Raw genomic sequence first — 19357 nt, 5'->3', positions numbered from 1 at the left:
ATTTGTTCTGTATGTAGTAAACACCCTGAAAGTAGAAGTCAGGAGTCAGGAGTCAGGAGGTAAATATTTATCCCCAGTCACCAGTCACCAGTCACCTCTTAAAACCTTTCCCCAATCCCAAAGTTGATGCGGCTATCACCATCATCACTTAAACCATAATCTATGCGAATAGGTCCAAGTGGAGACTGTACACGCACACCTAAACCATAACCGTAGCCGCTACCATTTTTGTTAAGAATTTCTGCTGCTCTGGTACTACTTCCCAAATCACTACCATAATCAAAAAATAGTGCGCCACTGACTACAGAGAAGACAGGAAAACGATATTCAACAGATGCTTGTACATAACTACGTCCAGTGGCTAATCTACCTTCATCGTAACCACGCACAGAATTACTACCGCCAAGGGTAAAAGCTTCGTAGGGGGGTAAGTCTCCGAGAATTGTACCACCTTGAAGGTTAAACGCCAGAGTTTGTGGACCTTTGCCAAAACTCAAAAAGTTCACAGGCAAATATTGGCTGTAGTTACCCCTAACTCTGGTCAGGAAAATATTACCTGAGCCTATGGGTACAGATTGATCAACTCCGACACGGAGATAAGAACCGTTGGTAGGTTGTAAGGGATTATTACGGCGATCGCGTTGTGCGCCCAGTTGTAATAGTAGTAAATCGTCTTCACCTGTTCCCGATTGGGTTAGGGGAATCCTATCGCTAATTGGTTGACCATTATCATTAAATCTTGCCCCTTCTCTTCTCACATTACCATCAGCATCACGGCTAGAAACTCGTTGATACTGCAACCCAGCTGAAGCCACCCACTCTGACTTTTCATAAGGATTAGGAGAAAGAGGACGAGTAAAAGAAACGCCACCACCTAAACGGGTAATCCGGGGACGATCTTGATCATTTGTATTAGTGGGATTATTGGGGTTATAGGTTTCAATGTTGTCATCCTTACCTTCAAAAATCAGAGAAATTGAACGACGACGGAAAATATTAGCTGTATAAGAAGTGCGGTAAGGATCACCCGCAATCCACGGATCTGTCAACCGCAGATCAAACAGCAGTTCTCTTTCACCTAGCTGCACTTCTGCCCCTAGTTTCTGGTTTCTACCTCCCAGGTTTTGCTGTTGATAGCTAATTGTACCAAATAATCCACTGGCAGAACTAATACCAGCACCAGCAGCTATTGAACCACTGCTGCGTTCAGCTACATTCACCACTACATCAACTTTACTGGGGTCTGTGCCAGGGTCAAGGGACACATTCACATCTTCAAACAATCCCAGCCCAAATACTCTTTGTAAGTCTTTTTGGACTGTATTACGGTTAAATACTTGACCAGACTTTAATTCTAATTCCCGTTTAATTACATATTCTTTTGTGCGTCCCCGAATGGGTTCTCCTTTTTCGTCTACTTCCTGTCCTTCTTTATTACGGAAGCGAACTTTGACATCTTCTACTACCCCTTCTGCTACTTGTAGGGTGACAACTCCGGTTTCTGAGACTTTTGGCGCTCCAATGAGGTTGGCCAGTACATAACCTCTGTCTTGATACTCTTTGGTTAACTGTTTAATTCCTTCTTGCAAGTCACGCAAGTTGAGGATTCTACCATACTGTTCACTGAAGATTTTATCTACTGTGTTAGTTGGGAGTACAGAAGGAACATCAGTTCCAGGGTTAGCTTCGACTTCTACTTTACTCAGGACAGGATTAGGATCAACCACGAAACTCACCCTTACACCCACAGGTGTATCTTCTGGTACGGCTCGCACGTTAGAGAAGAAACCTGTGGCAAATATAGCATTAATATCTTCTTGTAATTGGGAACGGGTGGTTGTTTGTCCTGGTTGGGTACGAATCACTCGGTAAACTTGGTTTTCTAGTTCTGGTGAGATTGCTCCATCTGGTGATGTTACTGCTACTTCTGACACTAGTACACGGAGTTCCGTTGTTTCTGAATTACTAGGGAAAGTCGGTTGTGCTGTGGGTGGCTCGGCATTTTCCTGGGTAGAATTGGTATCAGGATTTACTTCTGGCTCTAGAACTTGTGCTGTTTTTGCTGGTGTTGTTGCCGTTGATCTAATTACTTCTGATTTTGCTTTCTGTTCTGAGTTGCGAGATGATGCAGCTTTGAGAATTTGAGCCGTTTTTGAGGGTGTTGTTGCCGTTGTTATGATTACTTCTGGTGTTGCTATTGATGCTGAGTTAGCTGTTGGTGAGACTTTGACAGCAGGTGTCGATGAGTCAGATTCGGGTTTTATAACTACTGCCTTTGCCAAGACGGGAGTTTCTTGATTTGCGCTAACATCATTTTGACCAGTTTCCTGTGGTAGTGGCTGGTTGGTTTCTACCGTGGCAACCTCTGTTACTTGCTGGGTTTTATCAGGAGTTTGTGCAGTCGCACTGAGTGAGTTGTCAACAGGGACAGCGATGGCTACAACTGCCAGAAATACAGGAGATAAATGCTTTTTACTCATATTCCTCTTCACTACCACACACAATTAAGTCATTCGTCATTCGTCATGAGTCACTGGTCATTAGTCATTAGTCATATCAGAAAAATGACTATGTACACACAGTTAATTTTTGCTCTCTACTACTTGTAATACCCTTTGTAAAACCTCCTGGTAGGCATTTTCTACATTTCCTAAATCCCTACGAAACCGATCTTTATCCATTACTCGACGGTTAGGATCATTTTCTGTCATATCCCATAAACGACAGGTATCAGGACTTATTTCATCGGCCAACAACAACTGCTGTTGTGAGTCCAAACCAAATTCGAGTTTAAAATCTACTAGGGTTATGCCGCACTTTTGCCAAAAGCTTTTGAGAAAGTCATTGATTTGTAATGCCAGATGGGCAATACTGTCAACTTGTTCCTCAGTTGCTAATTGCAGGAGCAGTAAGCGATCGCGTGTGAGGAGAGGATCTCCCAATTGGTCATCTTTGTAATAAAAATCTACCAAAGGCTGTTCCAGAATTGTACCTAGTGGCAATCCTGTTTGTTGACAAAGACTACCAGCAGCTATATTTCTGACCACAACTTCCAATGGCACAATCTTAACTGCTTTCACCAGCATTTGATTGGGCGCTGGACAATCAATATAATGTGTCTTGATGCCATGCGCTGCCAACTGTTCAAACAACTTGCTGGAAATGGTGCAGTTTATGCTACCTTTTCCCTGGATGCTACCCCGCTTTTGAGCATTAAACGCAGTTGCATCATCTTTAAAATCAGCCAACAAGACTTCAGGCTCGTCTGTGGTGTAGAGAATTTTGGCTTTGCCTTCGTATAGTTTGGTATTAACAGACATGGTGGTAGATACATTTGCAGGGCAATGGTTTCCAGCTTAACCATTTTATCAGCCGAACGCTACACAAGGGCTGGCTTTCCTGTCCATACCGCAAGATTTATAACATGAATATGTGTACTTCATTCACTCGCAACGTGATGTAACTGGTAACCCATAACCTATAACTTATAAGAAAATGGGCTGAAAACCCTTGAGGTTGAGTTTTGGAGGGTAGCGGAAAAACTTAACCGTCCTTGAGGCAAGGGATGAAAGCATAAGGAGGCGTTTACGCCTCAGTCACCTGTGCTATAATCATTCTCACAGGAACGGTAATCAACCTGTATAAAAACCTAACTGCCTAACGGCAATCTGTACCTTGACAACTAAATCTATCGGGTTCTACTTCGTAGTTCTAGTGCCTCCTGGAAGTAGGTAAAAAATTTACAGGTGCTAGACTTGTGTTGAGCGCAGTCGAAACACGACACAGAATTTAAACTCAAACAAAATTTGGAGTAATCCAACTAGGGAAGGGCATTCCCTAAGTTAACGCTTGGGGAGAGAACCACCTCGCTTGTTAGACACCGCAAGGGATCTAATCTAAGTGGACTCGTTGAACCAAGAATCTCCTCGCCTTTAGGCAGGAGAGTGTCAAAAAATGACCCTACCCCCCTATTCCCCTAATTTAGATGTTAAACTGGTCAACTCTGCATAAAAGTTTTATGTTTTTTTTAAAATTTTTGTAATTTTTTGTGAACAAATTCTTTAAAAATTATAGAAAAATATATATTAATTCTTTATCAGCTAATTTAGTTTGTTGAATTTAATTAAAACCCATTTTTTGCAAATTAGGAATAAGATGAAATAATTGAGAAAAATAGGAGAAGTAGTAAAACATTCATCCAAGAGATTGCAATTAATCTTTACAAAAGATATATAAAGATATAGAACGGGTGTTCGCTCGTGAATGGCTTTGGTCACTTTGACATAAACTTTTTTTGACAGCCTGATGCTTAATAACTTACAACTTGATTATTTTGTCAAAGTTGAAATTGACCAATCGCTGCAACACTTTTCCATAATCACGGTTTAATCTTAAGCGTTCTCCTGACTTAATAAATTAGAAATAAGATTGCCTATTACCGCTTTGCGGAAATCACGCATTCAAAAGTCCAAAAGCTGATGGGGTAGGTTTTTGCCTATTTTAAATAGTAGCTTTATTTACGCCGTGTTGTACTAGTGGTTTTACTATAAACAAGAAAATCAGGAGGAGAATTCAATACATGGAGAAAAATATAGTGAGCAAAGATGATTTTCTCTATCCTCGTGGTCGCTACTACGGTCATGTCCAGCCTGAAAACTTAGTTTTCAACGCAAATTTACAGGAATTTGCCCAGCGAGTTAGTTATATTTGTAACTTAGAAACAGGTGGTAAACTTCCACCAGAGGAAGCTTACGAACAAATCAAGGCTTTGTGGAAACAATTAAAACGATCAAAAAAACAACTTAGGATAGGTGAAGAACCCTTTCAAAATAACGATGCTGATGATAGTTGATAGGGAAAGAAGGGAACAGTGAACAGTGAATAGGGAACAGAGAACAGGTAAAGAATTTTCTCCCCATCTTCCCAGTCACCAGTCACCATTCCCTACTTTGTAACCATTGTCCAAACACCATCCCAAGAATTTGGAGGTGGTGTTTTTTGGTAATTGTAGGCACGTTCCAGGTGGATAGATAGGGTTTGCTGAAAAAGTTATCTGTGAAGGCTAGGTGACAGGTGACAGGTGACAGTTTCAAGAGTTGGATAGGGGAACTACGATTGTTTCCGTCCTGAAGGACGAGGCTTGTACCAAATTTTTTCATCTAAAATCTAAAATCCAAAATCCAAAATTGCATCACCAATCACCTTTTTGTAATAATCTTGTAATTGTCGTGTAGCAGCAGACCATCCCCATTTTTCTGCTTCCTGACGAGCATTTTCACGGATAATATTTATTTCATGTTGTTGTTGTAACAACTTTATAGTAACATCAATTGCCTCTTGAATGTCCGCTTTAGGGTCAAAAAGATAACCATTTACACCATCTGTCACAATATCAGGAATACCACCAGAACGGGCTGCTACTACTGGACATCCGGCGGCCATTGCTTCTAATAATACTAATCCTAGTGTCTCTGTCCGAGAAGGAAAAATAAACACATCTGCACTAGCAAAGGCAGAACCTAATTCTTTACCCATCAGATAACCAACAAAATGGGTATTTGTACCAGCAAAATGTTTCTCTAAATTTTGTCGGTTTGGTCCATCTCCAACCAAGGCTAAACGAGCATCAGGAATGGCTTCTAAAATCGGTTTAATGCGTTCAATTTCCTTTTCTGCCGAAAGACGACCTACATACAACAATAAGGGGCTTTTTGGATGACCTTGGGATAAGTGCGATCGCATTTCCACACTTGCTAAATCAGGATGAAATAATTCTGTATCTACTCCTCGTTGCCACAAATCTAATCTTTCTATGCCATGTGCTGCCAATTCCTCGACCATTGCTGTGGAGGTACACAAATTTAATGCAGCTTGATTATGAGCGCCTTTGAGTAATTCCCAAAGTAAACCTTCTAACATTCCCAAACCGTAATGTTGCAGATATTGAGGTAAGTGGGTATGGTAAGAAGCCACCAGGGGAATTTTCAGAACCTTACTATAAAAAATACCTGATAATCCCAGAACGGCGGGATTAACAACATGAATAATATCCGGCTGAAACTGTTCTAAAGCGTGACCGATAGCAGGACGAGGCAGTGCTAATTTTAACTCTGGATACAAAGGCAGTGGAAACCCCGTCACACCGTAAACTTTCGCTCCTTTGTGTTCTGTGATGCCACCTTCTGGGCAAAATACCATAACTTGATTTCCGTCCCGTTGCAGATGATCAACGGTGTGACGAAGACGGGTGACAATACCATCAACCTTGGGTAAAAAAGTTTCAGTGAATAGGGCAATTTTCATAAGAAAGGAGATCAAGGAGTCAGGAGGCAGGGGGCAGGAGGCAGGAGGCAGGGGGCAGGAGGCAGGGGGCAGGAGGCAGGGGGCAGGAGAAATGAAAATTGTAACTTTTGTCTTTTAATTTTCTCCCCCAGCTTCCCTTACTTCCCCAGCTTCCCCTGCTCTCTGTCACCTGTCACCTGTAACCTGTCACCTAATTATCTGTGCCAAGTGACTTTAGGCAGAATTTGATTATTATCAACTCGTTTCTGATACTTGACCGCAAAGTTTAACAGTGAATCAAGTAGAGAATCAGAGAGATAATGAGGTTGCAAGCCTAAATCCAGCAATTTGGTGTTTTTAGCGTTGAAGTAATGTTCTTCTTTTTCAATTCTGGGGTTGTCAATGTTATTGATTTCCACATTTAGCCCCATTGCGTTACCGGCTTTTTTCACCATTAACGCTAAGTCACCAACGCTGAATAATTCAGTGAATTGGTTAAATACGCGAAATTCTCCGGGTTGGGCTGGGTTGGCGATCGCCAGTTCAATACAACGCACTGTATCCCGAATATCCAAGAAACCGCGAGTTTGTCCACCTTTACCGTAAACAGTCAAAGGATGACCTATTGCAGCTTGAATACAGAAACGGTTAAGTGCAGTACCAAACACACCATCATAATCAAGGCGGTTGATCAAAAGTTCGTCCATACCAGTTTCTTCGGTCAGAACGCCATAAACAATACCTTGATTCAGATCAGTGGCTCGTAAACCCCAAATCCGACAAGCAAAGTGGATATTATGGCTATCGTGAACTTTGCTCAGGTGATACATTGAACCGGGCTGTTTAGGATAGGGCAATGTATCCTTACGTCCGTTGTGTTCAATGGTGATATAGCCTTCTTCGATATCAATATTGGGTGTTCCATATTCACCCATAGTTCCCAATTTCACCAAATGACAATCTGGGAAATCTTCCCGCATGATGTACAGCAGGTTCAGCGTACCCACGACGTTATTTACCTGAGTGAGTACCGCGTGTTCACGGTCAATCATAGAAAATGGCGCTGAACGCTGTTCACCAAAATGCACTATGGCATCTGGCTGAAATTGATGCAAAGCTTTGTGCAGAAAACTGTAATTGGTAATATCGCCGATAAATAGGTCGATAGATTTACCAGTCAAATCTTTCCATCGTTGGAGACGTTGTTGAATTGGTGCAATTGGGGTTAGAGTCTCAACACCGAGTTCATTGTCCCAGTGCCGACGCACCAAACTGTCTAGAATTCCAACTTCATAACCTCGATTAGAAAGGTAAAGTGCGGTTGCCCAACCGCAATACCCATCGCCACCAATAACCAGGACTTTCATCTTTACCAGTTTTTACTCGCTGATAGCTAAATCTACCAGGTTTCTGTCCCCTCTAGTTCATTAATTCTTGATTAAGGGGACTGGGGGCTGGGGACTGGGGACTGGGTAATCAATTTTATTTTTCCCAATCACCAATCACCAATCACCAATCACTTAATTTTGTACTGTTTGGCAATGTAGTAAAACAAGCGGTAGTAATCTTTAAACTCTTTACTACTCGTTTGTCCTTGCCAGTGATAGTTGACTTGTTCTTGATTGATAGTTAGTTTCATTGAACTGACTTGTTGACCAACTTCTACCACTAGCACCCCAGATATACCCTGATCCGTTTTAAAGTTTTGGTCTATCTGTTTTGATGTTTCTGGGTTTTGTAACTTTGGTAAATCATTACTCGCCCAAGCGCGAATTTTTGTATCTTGGCTTTGTGATGAAACAAATATTACTCCATCGTTGTTGTCTGATGTAATGGCAGTCCAGTTACTCGGATAGGGAAACTCAAACCCATAACGGGGATTTTGGTATGTTTCCCACTTCTGTTCAGATGTCCAAAAGCCATTAGCACTGCAACCCCCACAAAGTATAGCCGTGCCAACACTGGAGACTAGTAAACCGATGACTCGCCTCAAATTACAAGTTTCGACGGCAGCAGTAGACATAATCACACCCTTTACCCCTATTGACTTTAGCTCAAGTCTGATTAGACTTTATTCTCATACATTCGGCTAAATAGACTCTCTTTTTACACCGTTTTATTTCTTAGGTTTATTGTTATATAAATTACTATTTTCAGGGAACAGGGAACAGGCAAGAAATTTATTCTTATTATCCTGCCTCCTGCCTCCTATTATTAAGAAATATTACAAAAATGCCATCAAAACGTCTGAATGGGTTGACAAGAAATAAAAGAACCGATAACGTAAGATACATACCCGGGTAAGACCACTAGAAAGTCGTATGCAAACTAAGCAGAAGGTTACGTTATATTTATCGCCGGAATTGCACAGAAGATTAAAAATTCGTTCTGCTGTTGACTCAGAACCGATGTCAGACCTAGCGGAACGAGCGCTCAGTTTCTACCTGACTAACTCAGAATTGGTTGAAGAATTGGAAGAGTCTTCTTACGGCAGAACTCACAGGGTTTATTCCTGTCCCGCTTGTGAAAGTTCACTTGTTTTACGTAACGGGGAATTAGTAGCTTTGGGTAATCAGCCAGGACTAATTGGTCAAGAACATCTATCCATTGAGGAGATGGAAGAAGATGAAACCCATCCCAAGGGTGAGGAAGAATTAGTCCCTTGCTAGTTAGGAATTATGAATGGATGAATTAATAATAGATTTGGTTGTTCTGACCAACGGCGATGATTGTACTGTCTCTATAAGGTCTCAAGTAGGTCGATAGATATGAAAGAAGAGCTAAACATACTCATTCAAGCTCAATACCCTTTAATCTACCTTGTGACCTCCGAGGAAGAACGGGCAGAGCAAGCAATCTACACAATTTCTCAATTGTTAAAGCCTCAACGTCGAGTTTATGTTTGGACAGTAACTCACGGCATTGTGGAATACGGTCAACCCCGGAGTACAACTCAACACAATACCGTTTCTCCAGAGGCGGCGATTGAGTGGATCATTAGACAGAAAGAACCCGGTATATTTATTCTTAAAGATTTACATCCTTTTATTGATGCTCCGGCAACAACTAGATCGCTTCGGGATGCGATCGCTAGTTTTAAGGGAATGCAAAAGAACATCATTTTGATGTCTCCAGTGCAACAAGTACCAATAGAACTAGAAAAAGAAGTTGTTGTTATTGACTTCCAACTGCCGGATATGTCTGAGTTGAATAAAGTTTTAACTCAACATCAAGAGCAGCATCGTGGACGACGGTTGACTACCGAGGCTAGAGAAAAACTGCTGAGAGCAGCTTTAGGTCTAACTAAAGATGAAACTGAGAAAGTATATCGTAAGGCTCAGGTAACAACGGGGCGGTTGACGGAAGATGAAGTTGATATAGTTTTATCAGAAAAGAAACAACTCATACGCCGTAACGGTATTTTAGAGTACATCGAAGAAGATGAAACTATTGAAGCTGTAGGCGGTTTAGAGGAGTTGAAAAAGTGGCTCAAACAACGCTCCAACGCTTTCACAGAAAGAGCTAGAGAGTATGGTTTGCCGCAACCGAAAGGGATGTTAATTTTAGGTGTTCCTGGTTGTGGAAAGTCACTGATAGCCAAGACTACCTCCCGTTTGTGGGGTTTACCAATCTTGCGTTTAGATATGGGGCGAGTTTACGATGGCTCAATGGTGGGTCGAAGTGAAGCAAATCTGCGAAATGCCCTGAAAACAGCAGAATCAATTTCCCCAACGATTCTGTTTATCGACGAGTTGGATAAATCTTTTGCGGGTAGTGCAGGTTCTGGTGATTCTGATGGGGGGACATCAAGTAGAATTTTTGGCTCTTTCTTGACCTGGATGCAGGAAAAGAAATCTCCAGTATTTGTAATGGCGACTGCGAACCGGGTAGAACGTTTACCGGGTGAGTTTTTAAGAAAAGGTCGCTTTGATGAAATTTTCTTTGTGGATCTGCCCACACCAGAAGAACGTCAGGATATCTTCAACATTCACCTGACTAAAAGAAGGGAAGATATTGCTAGATTTGATTTAGAACAACTAGCAAAAATGTCAGACGGTTTTTCAGGGGCAGAAATTGAACAGGCGATCGTTGCGGCGATGTATGAAGCTTTTGCCCAGGATCGGGAGTTCACCCAATTAGATATTATTGCTGCATTGAAGTCAACTTTGCCGCTGTCACGAACGATGCAAGAACAGGTCACAGCTTTAAGAGACTGGGCCAGACAGCGTGCTAGACCCGCCGCAGCCTCCGTTGCTGAATATCAGCGCATGGAGTTTTAAAAGCTTTCCTCTGTATGCCAGAGGGGAAAGGTTAGCTCACAAGGCTAACAGGTTACGAAAAAAAAGCCGCTTCCCAATTAATCCCAAATTAATGCGGCTTCGCTGAAAAAGAAACCGTTGTCGTTTTTCTCATCAATCTTCTCATTGGAGGAAACCCAAATGTCTCACTTTAGCACTCTGCGTACCAAAATCACCGATGCCGAAATCCTCAAATCTTCTTTGCGCGACTTAGGTATTAGCGTAAAGACTGAAGCTGATGTTCGTGGTTATAACGGTCAGCGTGTTCGTTCCGACATCGTTGCTGTATTGGAAGGCGAGTACGATTTAGGTTGGTCTCGCAATAGCGATGGTTCTTTTGATTTAATCGCTGATTTGTGGGGCGTTGCTAAGAAGCACAACCAAACCGAGTTGATCAACTCCATTAACCAAAAATACGCCGTTAACAAAACTTTGGCTGAAGTAAAACAGCGCGGCCTGCAAAACGCTAACGTTAAGTTGGTGTTGCAATAATAATTTCTCTGCGCGTTCCCAAAGCTGAACGGGTTAACCAAGCATTAGCGGTTAGCCCGCTTTTTTTTGTCTTTATTTGTCTGAATCAGGATGTCCAGGATTTGAGGATGTATAGGATAAGAACGCATTTTAAACCCAGTCTAGAAGATACATTAAAATTCAGTTTCAGATCGGGTATCGTAAACAAGCTGAAGACATTTCTCGAAGTCGTCACCTTGCCAAGTTCCAGCAAATTTGAGCAAATCTTTGGCTTTAGATCCGCGTAATATTGGTTCTCCATCTTCTACAGAAATATTAGTTGATTTGATGGTGGAGGTATTTGTTTTGGTTTTGAGATATTCGAGATAGTCTAGGGTTTTTTCCAGTATCGGTTCTGGAGTGTTTTCTATGGCTGCAATTAGTTGTTCTTTGATGGTGGTCATAGACTTAATTAGGGAATGATCATATTATAAGTTTTATGATTGTATTTGTAGAACAATAATTGAAAATTGCTGATCAATTTTTGACATGGATATAATAAAATATAACTCAGGGTGCTAAAAGGAAATGCCGAAGAAGATCAGAGAATTGAAAGCAATGGTTGTAAAAGTTGGGTATGTCCTTCAACCGGGTAGAGGTAAAGGAAGTCATACTTATTGGAAACATCCGTTATTACCTGAATAACCTTTAACTATACCAGGGAAAGATGGGGATGATGCGCCGCTATATTTAGAGAGAAATATTCAACGGGTGCTGAAAAAGCTTAAAGAATTGGAAAACTTAGAAAATAAGGAAAGTGAAGAATGAACTATCACTACAGTATGGTAATTCAATGGTCAGAGGAAGATCAACTTTTTTTAGTTCACTTACCTGAGTTTCCCTGGCAAGAGTTTCATACACATGGTAGAACTTATGAGGAAGCTGCTAGAAATGGTCAGGAAGTAATTGAGATTTTTGTGGAGATGTTGAAGGAAGAAAATAAAGTATTACCAGAACCGAAAATGCTGCCTAAAAAACCATTACAGGTTGCTTAAAATATACTATACGGTTAGTTTTCATCATTGAGAATTGATTCTAAAATTTCTGGTGTGATTCCGTTAGCAATTACTTGTTGACTTGCTGCTTCCATGATGTCTAAGCGTGGTTTTTCACTGATTGAAGTAATTTCAAGATGTAATTGTCTGAATCCTGTAAATCCTTAAATCCGGGATATCCTGATTCAGACAAATTATGACCCGTAGTAGTAGGTTAGGTTAACGTAAGGAAACCCAAGAAATTGGATGTTATCAATGCAAGTTTTCACGCCATGAGAAAATAATTTTCTCCTCAGCTTGTCCAAATTCAATATTAAACTTATCAAATACAACTTCTCGACCTAATAATAATTGTTCTCCACCCGTATTACTTTGTAACCATGCTACAGGAGCAATCAAATTATATCCATCAATTGTCATTTCTACATTACGTAAAACATACTCAACCCTACCACCAATAGTTTCTGCTAACAAAGTTGATTCTGAATCAGCTAAAGCATAACCTAAATCTTGACCTACTTTCAAAGAAATTAAGCTCAATTCAGCACCAGAATCTACTAACATTATTGCAGAAAATTCTATATTTCCATGTTTTAATTTAACACTATAATTGGGTTGCCAATCATGACGCGCAACAGTTCGGAAACGAATTGGTAAAATTTGTACAGATGCGGTGTGATGAGGAACTAAATAAATTAAAAAATTCTGTTTTGTAGCTTTAGCTAATTCTAAAACTTCTTGTAAATTTTCGCTATGTGCGATTATCCCATTAGAATTATAAGCAACATATTGATTTTTATATAAATCCAATAATTGATGACGGTTTTTGTTTAACCGCTTAAGAATTTCATCTCTTTCACTGGGGGAGGGTGTTGTGTTCATATTTATGAATATACTGTACTTCTTTTATTATACAATTATGATTGTTCAATCAGTATCATCTCTTCCCAAAGTTAGATTATGAGTTCCCGTCGTATGCTCAAACCTGATGAAAATTCTGATTAGTATTATTAGTTAAGTAATTTCTCTGATGGTAATTTAACGCAGATGTTTTTACAAATATTTTGGGATATTTGGGTAATATAAATGATATAATCATTTTTCAGGATTTTAATAAAACCTCTATGAAAACCTTTACTATTGGACATTCCAACCACACCATAGAATCTTTTATTGAACTATTACAAAAACACGATGTTACCGCTTTAGCTGATGTGCGTTCTAGTCCCTATAGTCGCAGGTTTCCTCAGTTTAATCAATCAAATTTAAAAGCAGCATTGAAAACTGTCAATATTGCTTATGTTCCTTTGGGTGATAATTTAGGTGCGCGTCCTAGTGATAGAAGTTGTTATGTAGATGGAATGGCCAGATATGATTTAATTGCTGCGACGGAAGCGTTTAAATTAGGTTTAAATCGTTTGATTCAAGGTTCGCAAAAATTCCAAATTAGTTTAATGTGTGCAGAACAAGATCCCATTGTTTGTCATCGGGCAATTTTGATTTCTCCTCATTTAAAAAATGCAGGTTTGAATATTTATCATATTCTTAAAAATGGAGATTTAGAATCTAATAAAGATTTAGAAAATCGAGTTTTAAAACTCCATACTTTATATGATTTATTACCAGAAAATCAAAGTTCTGCTAAACAACTTTCTCTGTTTGATATGCGGTCTAACCAAACTATTGAAAAACAGTTTAACCGTGCAGAGTTAGTAGAAAAAGCATATCAATTACAAGGTGAAAAAGTCGCGTATACAGAAAATAAGGATGATCATGAATAAGCAAAATCAAGAAGTTAATTTATTTACGATTGGGTTTACTCAAAAGAAAGCAGAACAATTTTTTGAGACTTTGATAAAATCTGGTGTTAAACGAGTGATTGATACCAGATTAAACAATGTTTCCCAACTTGCGGGATTTGCAAAAAAGCAAGATTTACAATATTTTCTGCGTAAAATTGCAGATATTGAATATATCCATATTCTTGATTTAGCACCAACTCAAGATATTTTAGATGCTTATAAAAAAAAGCAAATAACTTGGGATGTCTATGAGGAAAAATTCAATCTTTTGATTTCACAACGACAAATTGAAAAGAAATTATCTATAGATATGATAGATAAAAGTTGTTTGTTGTGTAGTGAACTTAAACCCCATAACTGTCATCGGCGGTTAGTAGCTGAATATTTGCAAGGTAAGTTAGATAGTAAGTTAGATAAAAGTATCAAGATTCATCATCTTTGAGTATATTCTCAGACACGGATATATTTAGGTTTTGTTTAAGCGTTAAGTAGTTTTACTGTTCAATTTTCAAATCTTCTCATTTTACTATTACTGTAACAAGTAAGGTGCAAGTGAGAATATAAGATGTTGACATTTGATATTATCTGTTTAGCAAAATCTACTAAACATGGTGGAATTTGTATTGCGGGGATAAAAACCGATGGTTCTGGATGGTTGCGGCCAATTTCTAATAGAAGAAATGGTACTTTATATCCAGAACATTTCATGACTAGAGATGGTCAAGAACCAGAACTATTTGATGTTATTAGGATTCCTTTTATTAGACATGAACCGCAATGTCATCATCCTGAAAATTACCTAATTCATTATAGTTATAAATGGCAGATTTTAGGGAAAGCAAGTTTAGAACAAGTTAAAAATTTAATCAAACCAGAAATTAAACGTGGTTCTTCAGAACCAAAATTATTAGGTAATTTTGATAAACAGATAGGTTATGAAGATTTACAAAATACACCTCTTAAATCTTCCTTAGCGATGATTAATCCAGAGGTGTTAGAATGGGAGGTGAGATATAATTCACAAAATAAAAAAAATTTTAGATGTTTGTTTTGTTTATGTGGAAATTCTTATGATTTACCTATTACTGATCCGGTGTGGATAGAGAAACTAAACGTTTTAGAAGAGGGAATATATTTCTGTGAAGATGTGATCGAAAAACTAAACTTAGAAAACTTTGAACCGGATAAATTTAGATTAACCATTAGTTTAAGTGAACCTTTTCAACCTTATTATCCCAGTCAATTAGAATATTGTTATAAATTGGTTGCATCCGTAATTAATGTTACTGATGTTTCTTTCCGTTTGGGATGGTATAGATGATAAGTGACAGGTAACAGTTTTAAAAATAACTTCAACGTCCAAAATTTCTCTGCGTTCTCTGCGTCTCTGCGGTTCGTTTTCTTAAACTTTGATAATATTGTCTTTTAAAATACTGTAATAACTAATATGTAAAAGATAGAATATTTAGCGAAATTGTTTTTAACAACAAGGTCAAATATTTTTTAAGGTTGTATTTCTACCGCTTCAGATGTAAATGTCAAAAGTATTTTTTACCAGATTAGGTATTGATAATGACTTACAATTCAGAGGAAATGCAGCAAATTTTAGAAGTTGCTTTTAAACGCAAGCAACAGGGAGAATTTACGCGAGAACAAATAATAGAAATTGCTTCAGAATTAGGGGTTTCTTCGGAATCTCTCATTGCTGCGGAAAATGAATGGTTAAAAAAACAAGTAGAAGTGAAAAAAGAAGCAATGTCTAATCATCAAAAACAGCAAGAGTTTAAATCACATTTCATGGTTTTTTTGATTGTTAACGGGTTTTTGATTTTGTTAAACTTGTTCACTGGTTCTGGTTATTTTTGGGCTATTTTCCCGCTTTTGGGTTGGGGTTTAGGTTTGTTACTGCATTGGATGAATGCTTATAAAAAGTAGGGTTTAGAGTAAGTTTTAGATCCCCGACTTCTTTCACTATCATGTCTATAAATCATAAATTGATGACAGAAATCGGGGATCTGTTTATTTATTACTGACTGATCTCAGACTGTAACCACATTTCCAAATCATTAATGTCTTTAAAATCTAATAATGATTCTCCTAGTTTTTCCAATTGTTCTATATTCAAAATATTGAGATTTTGAATATAACTATCACTCAACTTTCCAAACCGCTTAGATAACATCCTTAATAGTAAGTTGATTGCTTCATCTTTTCTACCTTCCTGTCTACCTTCCTGTCTACCTTCCTGTCTACCCTCCTGTCTACCTTCTTGTTTACCTTCTTGCTTTGCTTCTTGATATACTCTTGTTTGCTTAATGTCACTCACTAAAAACATTGCTTCTATCTCCTGACGGCTTAATTGTGAAAACTTTGACAATAAAACAGTCTCTAACAATTCTATAATACTTTGTTTTTCGTTGTCATCCACAATTTCTGTTTTGGTTCTGTCCATGAGGTTTTTCACTAATTCTGGTGCTTGTGCTTCTTTACTGACAATTAACTCAATTAACCCCATTCCTATTGAACCTGGTGGTAATTCATCTAAATAAATTCTTTTAATTCTCCCACTGTTAATAAATTCTTGTTGATAAGCTGTCAGTTCTCCTACGTCTAAACTCCGTTTTGCAAATAAAGCTATTGCTTGCCAATCTTGTACAGGTTTAAATTGATTGAGATAAATGTTTATTTCTGCTATTAATTCCCAGTAAAAGTCTGGTTTTGGTTGAAATTGCACTTCCACAAAATAGATGGGTTTTTCTACATTATCTGTCATAAAAATCCCATCAAATCTAAATGCTTTTTCTTTCACTTTTACAGAGGTGAATTGATAATCTTTGGCATTTTCTGTTGGTTCACCCAGTATTTCAAATAATAGGGTGTGAAATGTCAGGAATATTTGGTAGAAGATTGTGTCTGTGTGCATTTTTTATTGTAGTTTTCTCTGATTTTTAACCAGCATTTTTTAACTAGCAGAACTTATCGCAAACATCTAATTGCTTCTAATAAACCTCTGGCTTTATTTAATGTCTCCTCATATTCTTTTTCTGGTTCGGAGTCTGCTACTAAACCTGCACCTGCTTGGACAGTAACAGTTTGATTATTTAATACCATTGTGCGGATAGCGATCGCACTATTTAATTGTCCTTCAAAGTCATAATATCCATACACCCCAGAATATACTCCTCTGCGGGTTGGTTCTAGTTCGTTAATTATTTCCATTGCGCGAATTTTCGGCGCACCGCTTACTGTTCCCGCAGGAAAACACGCTTTTAATAAATCCCATGCTGTCTTATTTTCTGCTAATTTACCTACTACATTACTCACAATGTGCATGACATGAGAATAAAGTTCAATTACCATTAATTCATCTACTTTAACTGTGCCATTTTCACACACTCTTCCTAAATCATTTCTTCCTAAATCTACTAACATGATATGTTCAGCAACTTCTTTAGGATCTTGTAATAAATCTGCTGCTAAAGATTCATCTTCTTTTGTGGTTTTTCCTCTTGGTCTTGTTCCTGCTATTGGTCTAACTGTGGCAATAATTCCTCCTTCTTCATCTCGTTCTGCTTTCACCATCACTTCAGGACTAGAACCGATAATTTGCCAGTCTTGGAAGTTAAAAAACGCCATGTAAGGTGAAGGGTTAATTTGGCGTAAAGACCGATATAGAGCGAAAGGATCACCTTTATATTCTGTGGATAATCTTTGAGAAATCACAACTTGGAAAATATCGCCAGCTTTAATATATTCTTTCGCTTTTTCTACACTCGCGCAAAATTCTTTTTTAGTGAAATTGCTGGTGTATTCTTCTATTCCAGCTTTGGGTTTATTTTGGGGAGATGTCCAAGGTAATTTAGTATTTTCTGGTGATATGGGTAAGGATAATTTGCTTACCATTTCTTGAATGCGATCGCACGCTTTTTGATAAGCAATTTCTAAGTTTTCATTATTCCTTAAATCTGCGTAGGCGATCGCCCAAATTTTGCGTTTTACCTGATCAAATATCAATAAATGATCTACTTGCATCCATAACCCATCAGGAAGATTACGCTCATCTTGGGCATGAATTGGTACACGGGGTTCAATCCAATTGATTAACTCATAGCCCCAAAACCCAAATAAACCGCCAATTCCTGAAGGTAGCTGTGGTAATTTTACTGGGTGATAAGGTGCTAAACATTCCGCTAACACATTAAACGGATCACCTGTGAAAACTTTCTGTGAACCATCTCTATAGGTTTGGGTAGTTTGATCTCCCCTTGCTTCTAAAATCCAAAGCGGGTTACAACCCAATAAACTATATCTTCCTACTTTTTCACCACCTTCCACCGACTCCAGCAAAAAGCTGTAAGGTTGACTTGCACAAACCTTGTACCAAGCAGAAACAGGGGTATCCAAGTCAGCTACCCATTCTTGATAGACAGGAACAAAATTACCTTGTTGAGCGAGTTTTGTAAATTGTTGGAAGTCGGGGAAAATCATAAATAATCTGGTGATTAGGGATTGGGGATTGGTGATTGGGTGTGAGGATGATTATAGAAGATGAATGATAAATTATCAGCATTTATCATTATCTACAATTCCCAGTCCCCAGTCCCCAGTCCCTAGTACCTAGACCTTATGCGTCGTGGGTAGCTTTACCACTGAACTTGAGTTGTGCAGGACTGGGGTTTTGACCAATTCTGCGGGGTACGTGGCGCACCATTTGACGACCAGCATTTACCTTTTCAGGGAAGACACCATCAGCAGGGTGAATGAAAGTGGTTTCACCGCTGGGGAGAATCCGGTAAATTTTGTAGTCAGTGATTTTGAATTTGCGGAGTTGAGCGCCTAAAGCGATACCATACTCCTTGCGAGCCAAATAAAGCAAGTTTTCGCCTTTTAGCATTGTAGCAGCGCCACCAGTAGGCATTTCAAAAACCTGCTCTTTGGGGCTTGTCCAGGTGATAGCGTACTTTTCTTCTACTTCTGCTTTTTTAAGTAGACCGCCAGTGCTACCGCCGAAGAGGGGAGTTTGTCCAGTTAGAGTTGCCATAAGGTTAAGGTTTTCTCTCAACGTTTTTAGGGCATACTAACACCGTAACCCACCTTATGTTGCGATCGCGTTATAGACTGTAACAGTTTTTAGGAAATGGGTGATTGGTGATTGGAGACTGGGGACTGGGAAAAATCTTTTCCTCCCCATCACCCGATCTGATTGATGCAATTTTTGTCGCTGTGGTCTAGGTAGTTTGGCAACGCGGACAAATTATTTGACAATTTAACAGAATATTGTCACAAAAAATCAAAACTATTGAAACCCTGCTGTAACAGCGAAACTAAAAATGGAGGTTAGTAGCTAGTTACTGTTTTCTTAACCAATCCTAACAAATACTCACATTTACTGAAAATTTCCTGTCATCTTTTGCTTTGTGACAGAATTACAGTAAAATCACTGTATGCTACTAGGATTCAAAACCCAACT

The 19357-nt window shown here is 38.8% G+C and carries 19 protein-coding genes and 1 pseudogene; 10 read left to right on the top strand and 10 right to left on the bottom strand.

Going from position 1 to position 19357, the window contains the following annotated elements; all coding sequences use genetic code 11:
- Nucleotides 1–98: 98 nt before the first annotated feature.
- Together H6F47_RS16020 and purC are read right to left on the bottom strand one after the other, a co-directional pair.
- The gene (locus tag H6F47_RS16020) at nucleotides 99–2480 is read right to left on the bottom strand and encodes a BamA/TamA family outer membrane protein (protein WP_137665957.1); all 2382 of its coding nucleotides are present in this window, start codon (nucleotides 2478–2480) and stop codon (nucleotides 99–101) included.
- A 102-nt stretch (nucleotides 2481–2582) separates the two neighbouring features.
- Nucleotides 2583–3320: a phosphoribosylaminoimidazolesuccinocarboxamide synthase gene (gene purC, locus H6F47_RS16015; protein WP_137665956.1), complete on the bottom strand. Its 738-nt coding sequence runs from the start codon at nucleotides 3318–3320 to the stop codon at nucleotides 2583–2585.
- 1259 nt (nucleotides 3321–4579) lie between these two features.
- Between purC and H6F47_RS16010 the strand changes: the two genes are divergently transcribed.
- Nucleotides 4580–4852 carry a hypothetical protein gene (locus H6F47_RS16010; protein WP_187041193.1) on the top strand — a complete coding sequence of 91 codons (273 nt, stop codon included), beginning with the start codon at nucleotides 4580–4582 and terminating at the stop codon, nucleotides 4850–4852.
- A gap of 314 nt (nucleotides 4853–5166) precedes the next feature.
- Here H6F47_RS16010 and H6F47_RS16005 read toward each other — a convergent pair whose 3' ends face one another.
- The 3 genes from H6F47_RS16005 to H6F47_RS15995 all read right to left on the bottom strand — a co-directional run bounded on the left by H6F47_RS16005 (nucleotide 5167) and on the right by H6F47_RS15995 (nucleotide 8305).
- Nucleotides 5167–6303, bottom strand: a complete 1137-nt coding sequence (locus tag H6F47_RS16005; RefSeq protein WP_096570439.1) for a glycosyltransferase family 1 protein — start codon at nucleotides 6301–6303, stop codon at nucleotides 5167–5169.
- A 194-nt stretch (nucleotides 6304–6497) separates the two neighbouring features.
- Nucleotides 6498–7649, bottom strand: a complete 1152-nt coding sequence (locus tag H6F47_RS16000; RefSeq protein WP_096570441.1) for an NAD-dependent epimerase/dehydratase family protein — start codon at nucleotides 7647–7649, stop codon at nucleotides 6498–6500.
- A 149-nt stretch (nucleotides 7650–7798) separates the two neighbouring features.
- A complete protein-coding gene (locus H6F47_RS15995; RefSeq protein ID WP_096570443.1) occupies nucleotides 7799–8305 on the bottom strand; it encodes a hypothetical protein in 507 nt (168 codons plus the stop codon).
- 298 nt (nucleotides 8306–8603) lie between these two features.
- On the opposite strand from H6F47_RS15995, the gene H6F47_RS15990 reads away from it, so the two are divergent.
- The 3 genes from H6F47_RS15990 to H6F47_RS15980 all read left to right on the top strand — a co-directional run bounded on the left by H6F47_RS15990 (nucleotide 8604) and on the right by H6F47_RS15980 (nucleotide 11072).
- A complete protein-coding gene (locus H6F47_RS15990; RefSeq protein WP_096570445.1) occupies nucleotides 8604–8951 on the top strand; it encodes a hypothetical protein in 348 nt (115 codons plus the stop codon).
- Nucleotides 8952–9050: 99 nt separating this feature from the next.
- Nucleotides 9051–10562: an AAA family ATPase gene (locus tag H6F47_RS15985; protein ID WP_096570447.1), complete on the top strand. Its 1512-nt coding sequence runs from the start codon at nucleotides 9051–9053 to the stop codon at nucleotides 10560–10562.
- 159 nt (nucleotides 10563–10721) lie between these two features.
- Nucleotides 10722–11072: a DUF1257 domain-containing protein gene (locus H6F47_RS15980; protein ID WP_048868763.1), complete on the top strand. Its 351-nt coding sequence runs from the start codon at nucleotides 10722–10724 to the stop codon at nucleotides 11070–11072.
- Nucleotides 11073–11224: 152 nt separating this feature from the next.
- On the opposite strand, the gene H6F47_RS15975 is transcribed toward H6F47_RS15980, so the two are convergent.
- On the bottom strand, nucleotides 11225–11494 hold the full coding sequence (locus H6F47_RS15975; RefSeq protein WP_190649997.1) for a hypothetical protein: 270 nt from the start codon (nucleotides 11492–11494) through the stop codon (nucleotides 11225–11227).
- A 124-nt stretch (nucleotides 11495–11618) separates the two neighbouring features.
- On the opposite strand from H6F47_RS15975, the pseudogene H6F47_RS27985 reads away from it, so the two are divergent.
- Nucleotides 11619–11858: pseudogene (locus H6F47_RS27985) on the top strand (type II toxin-antitoxin system HicA family toxin).
- Nucleotides 11855–12085, top strand: a complete 231-nt coding sequence (locus tag H6F47_RS15970) for a type II toxin-antitoxin system HicB family antitoxin (RefSeq protein WP_137666516.1) — start codon at nucleotides 11855–11857, stop codon at nucleotides 12083–12085. The pseudogene H6F47_RS27985 and the gene H6F47_RS15970 overlap by 4 nt, the downstream one beginning before the upstream one ends.
- A gap of 252 nt (nucleotides 12086–12337) precedes the next feature.
- On the opposite strand, the gene H6F47_RS15965 is transcribed toward H6F47_RS15970, so the two are convergent.
- Nucleotides 12338–12967, bottom strand: a complete 630-nt coding sequence (locus H6F47_RS15965) for a retropepsin-like domain-containing protein (protein WP_190649996.1) — start codon at nucleotides 12965–12967, stop codon at nucleotides 12338–12340.
- Between the two features lie 242 nt (nucleotides 12968–13209).
- Here H6F47_RS15965 and H6F47_RS15960 point away from each other — a divergent pair, with 242 nt between their 5' ends.
- The 4 genes from H6F47_RS15960 to H6F47_RS15945 all read left to right on the top strand — a co-directional run bounded on the left by H6F47_RS15960 (nucleotide 13210) and on the right by H6F47_RS15945 (nucleotide 15822).
- The gene (locus H6F47_RS15960; RefSeq protein WP_190346552.1) at nucleotides 13210–13866 is read left to right on the top strand and encodes a DUF488 domain-containing protein; all 657 of its coding nucleotides are present in this window, start codon (nucleotides 13210–13212) and stop codon (nucleotides 13864–13866) included.
- A complete protein-coding gene (locus H6F47_RS15955) occupies nucleotides 13859–14329 on the top strand; it encodes a DUF488 domain-containing protein (RefSeq protein ID WP_096572771.1) in 471 nt (156 codons plus the stop codon). The genes H6F47_RS15960 and H6F47_RS15955 overlap by 8 nt, the downstream gene beginning before the upstream one ends.
- A 123-nt stretch (nucleotides 14330–14452) precedes the next feature.
- Entirely contained in the window at nucleotides 14453–15208 is a 756-nt protein-coding gene (locus tag H6F47_RS15950; RefSeq protein WP_137666519.1) for a hypothetical protein, read from the top strand.
- A gap of 251 nt (nucleotides 15209–15459) precedes the next feature.
- Nucleotides 15460–15822, top strand: coding sequence for a 2TM domain-containing protein (locus H6F47_RS15945; protein WP_096570458.1), 363 nt, complete (start codon nucleotides 15460–15462; stop codon nucleotides 15820–15822).
- A 91-nt stretch (nucleotides 15823–15913) separates the two neighbouring features.
- Here H6F47_RS15945 and H6F47_RS15940 read toward each other — a convergent pair whose 3' ends face one another.
- From H6F47_RS15940 to H6F47_RS15930, 3 genes are all read right to left on the bottom strand, one after another.
- Nucleotides 15914–16810 carry an Rpn family recombination-promoting nuclease/putative transposase gene (locus tag H6F47_RS15940; protein WP_190649994.1) on the bottom strand — a complete coding sequence of 299 codons (897 nt, stop codon included), beginning with the start codon at nucleotides 16808–16810 and terminating at the stop codon, nucleotides 15914–15916.
- 53 nt (nucleotides 16811–16863) lie between these two features.
- Nucleotides 16864–18375 carry an anthranilate synthase component I gene (trpE, locus tag H6F47_RS15935; protein WP_190649991.1) on the bottom strand — a complete coding sequence of 504 codons (1512 nt, stop codon included), beginning with the start codon at nucleotides 18373–18375 and terminating at the stop codon, nucleotides 16864–16866.
- Between the two features lie 136 nt (nucleotides 18376–18511).
- Nucleotides 18512–18928, bottom strand: a complete 417-nt coding sequence (locus H6F47_RS15930) for a photosystem I reaction center subunit II PsaD (RefSeq protein WP_096570464.1) — start codon at nucleotides 18926–18928, stop codon at nucleotides 18512–18514.
- Nucleotides 18929–19357: the final 429 nt, after the last annotated feature.

Source organism: Sphaerospermopsis sp. FACHB-1094, from assembly GCF_014696195.1.
Lineage (GTDB): Bacteria > Cyanobacteriota > Cyanobacteriia > Cyanobacteriales > Nostocaceae > Sphaerospermopsis > Sphaerospermopsis kisseleviana.
The sequence above is the reverse complement of the archived record's forward strand: the minus strand, read 5'-3'. Positions and strand labels throughout refer to the sequence as shown.

Excerpts from the sequence above, each read along its gene's own strand:
- H6F47_RS15945 (WP_096570458.1), top strand. The coding sequence starts at position 15,460 with ATGACTTACAATTCAGAGGAAATGCAGCAAATTTTAGAAGTTGCTTTT.
- H6F47_RS15930 (WP_096570464.1), bottom strand. The coding sequence starts at position 18,928 with ATGGCAACTCTAACTGGACAAACTCCCCTCTTCGGCGGTAGCACTGGC.
- H6F47_RS16010 (WP_187041193.1), top strand. The coding sequence starts at position 4,580 with ATGGAGAAAAATATAGTGAGCAAAGATGATTTTCTCTATCCTCGTGGT.
- H6F47_RS15975 (WP_190649997.1), bottom strand. The coding sequence starts at position 11,494 with ATGACCACCATCAAAGAACAACTAATTGCAGCCATAGAAAACACTCCA.
- H6F47_RS15970 (WP_137666516.1), top strand. The coding sequence starts at position 11,855 with ATGAACTATCACTACAGTATGGTAATTCAATGGTCAGAGGAAGATCAA.
- H6F47_RS15940 (WP_190649994.1), bottom strand. The coding sequence starts at position 16,810 with ATGCACACAGACACAATCTTCTACCAAATATTCCTGACATTTCACACC.
- H6F47_RS15965 (WP_190649996.1), bottom strand. The coding sequence starts at position 12,967 with ATGAACACAACACCCTCCCCCAGTGAAAGAGATGAAATTCTTAAGCGG.
- H6F47_RS15995 (WP_096570443.1), bottom strand. The coding sequence starts at position 8,305 with ATGTCTACTGCTGCCGTCGAAACTTGTAATTTGAGGCGAGTCATCGGT.
- H6F47_RS15980 (WP_048868763.1), top strand. The coding sequence starts at position 10,722 with ATGTCTCACTTTAGCACTCTGCGTACCAAAATCACCGATGCCGAAATC.
- H6F47_RS15990 (WP_096570445.1), top strand. The coding sequence starts at position 8,604 with ATGCAAACTAAGCAGAAGGTTACGTTATATTTATCGCCGGAATTGCAC.
- H6F47_RS15985 (WP_096570447.1), top strand. The coding sequence starts at position 9,051 with ATGAAAGAAGAGCTAAACATACTCATTCAAGCTCAATACCCTTTAATC.
- H6F47_RS15950 (WP_137666519.1), top strand. The coding sequence starts at position 14,453 with ATGTTGACATTTGATATTATCTGTTTAGCAAAATCTACTAAACATGGT.
- trpE (WP_190649991.1), bottom strand. The coding sequence starts at position 18,375 with ATGATTTTCCCCGACTTCCAACAATTTACAAAACTCGCTCAACAAGGT.
- H6F47_RS15955 (WP_096572771.1), top strand. The coding sequence starts at position 13,859 with ATGAATAAGCAAAATCAAGAAGTTAATTTATTTACGATTGGGTTTACT.
- H6F47_RS16020 (WP_137665957.1), bottom strand. The coding sequence starts at position 2,480 with ATGAGTAAAAAGCATTTATCTCCTGTATTTCTGGCAGTTGTAGCCATC.
- H6F47_RS16005 (WP_096570439.1), bottom strand. The coding sequence starts at position 6,303 with ATGAAAATTGCCCTATTCACTGAAACTTTTTTACCCAAGGTTGATGGT.
- H6F47_RS15960 (WP_190346552.1), top strand. The coding sequence starts at position 13,210 with ATGAAAACCTTTACTATTGGACATTCCAACCACACCATAGAATCTTTT.
- purC (WP_137665956.1), bottom strand. The coding sequence starts at position 3,320 with ATGTCTGTTAATACCAAACTATACGAAGGCAAAGCCAAAATTCTCTAC.
- H6F47_RS16000 (WP_096570441.1), bottom strand. The coding sequence starts at position 7,649 with ATGAAAGTCCTGGTTATTGGTGGCGATGGGTATTGCGGTTGGGCAACC.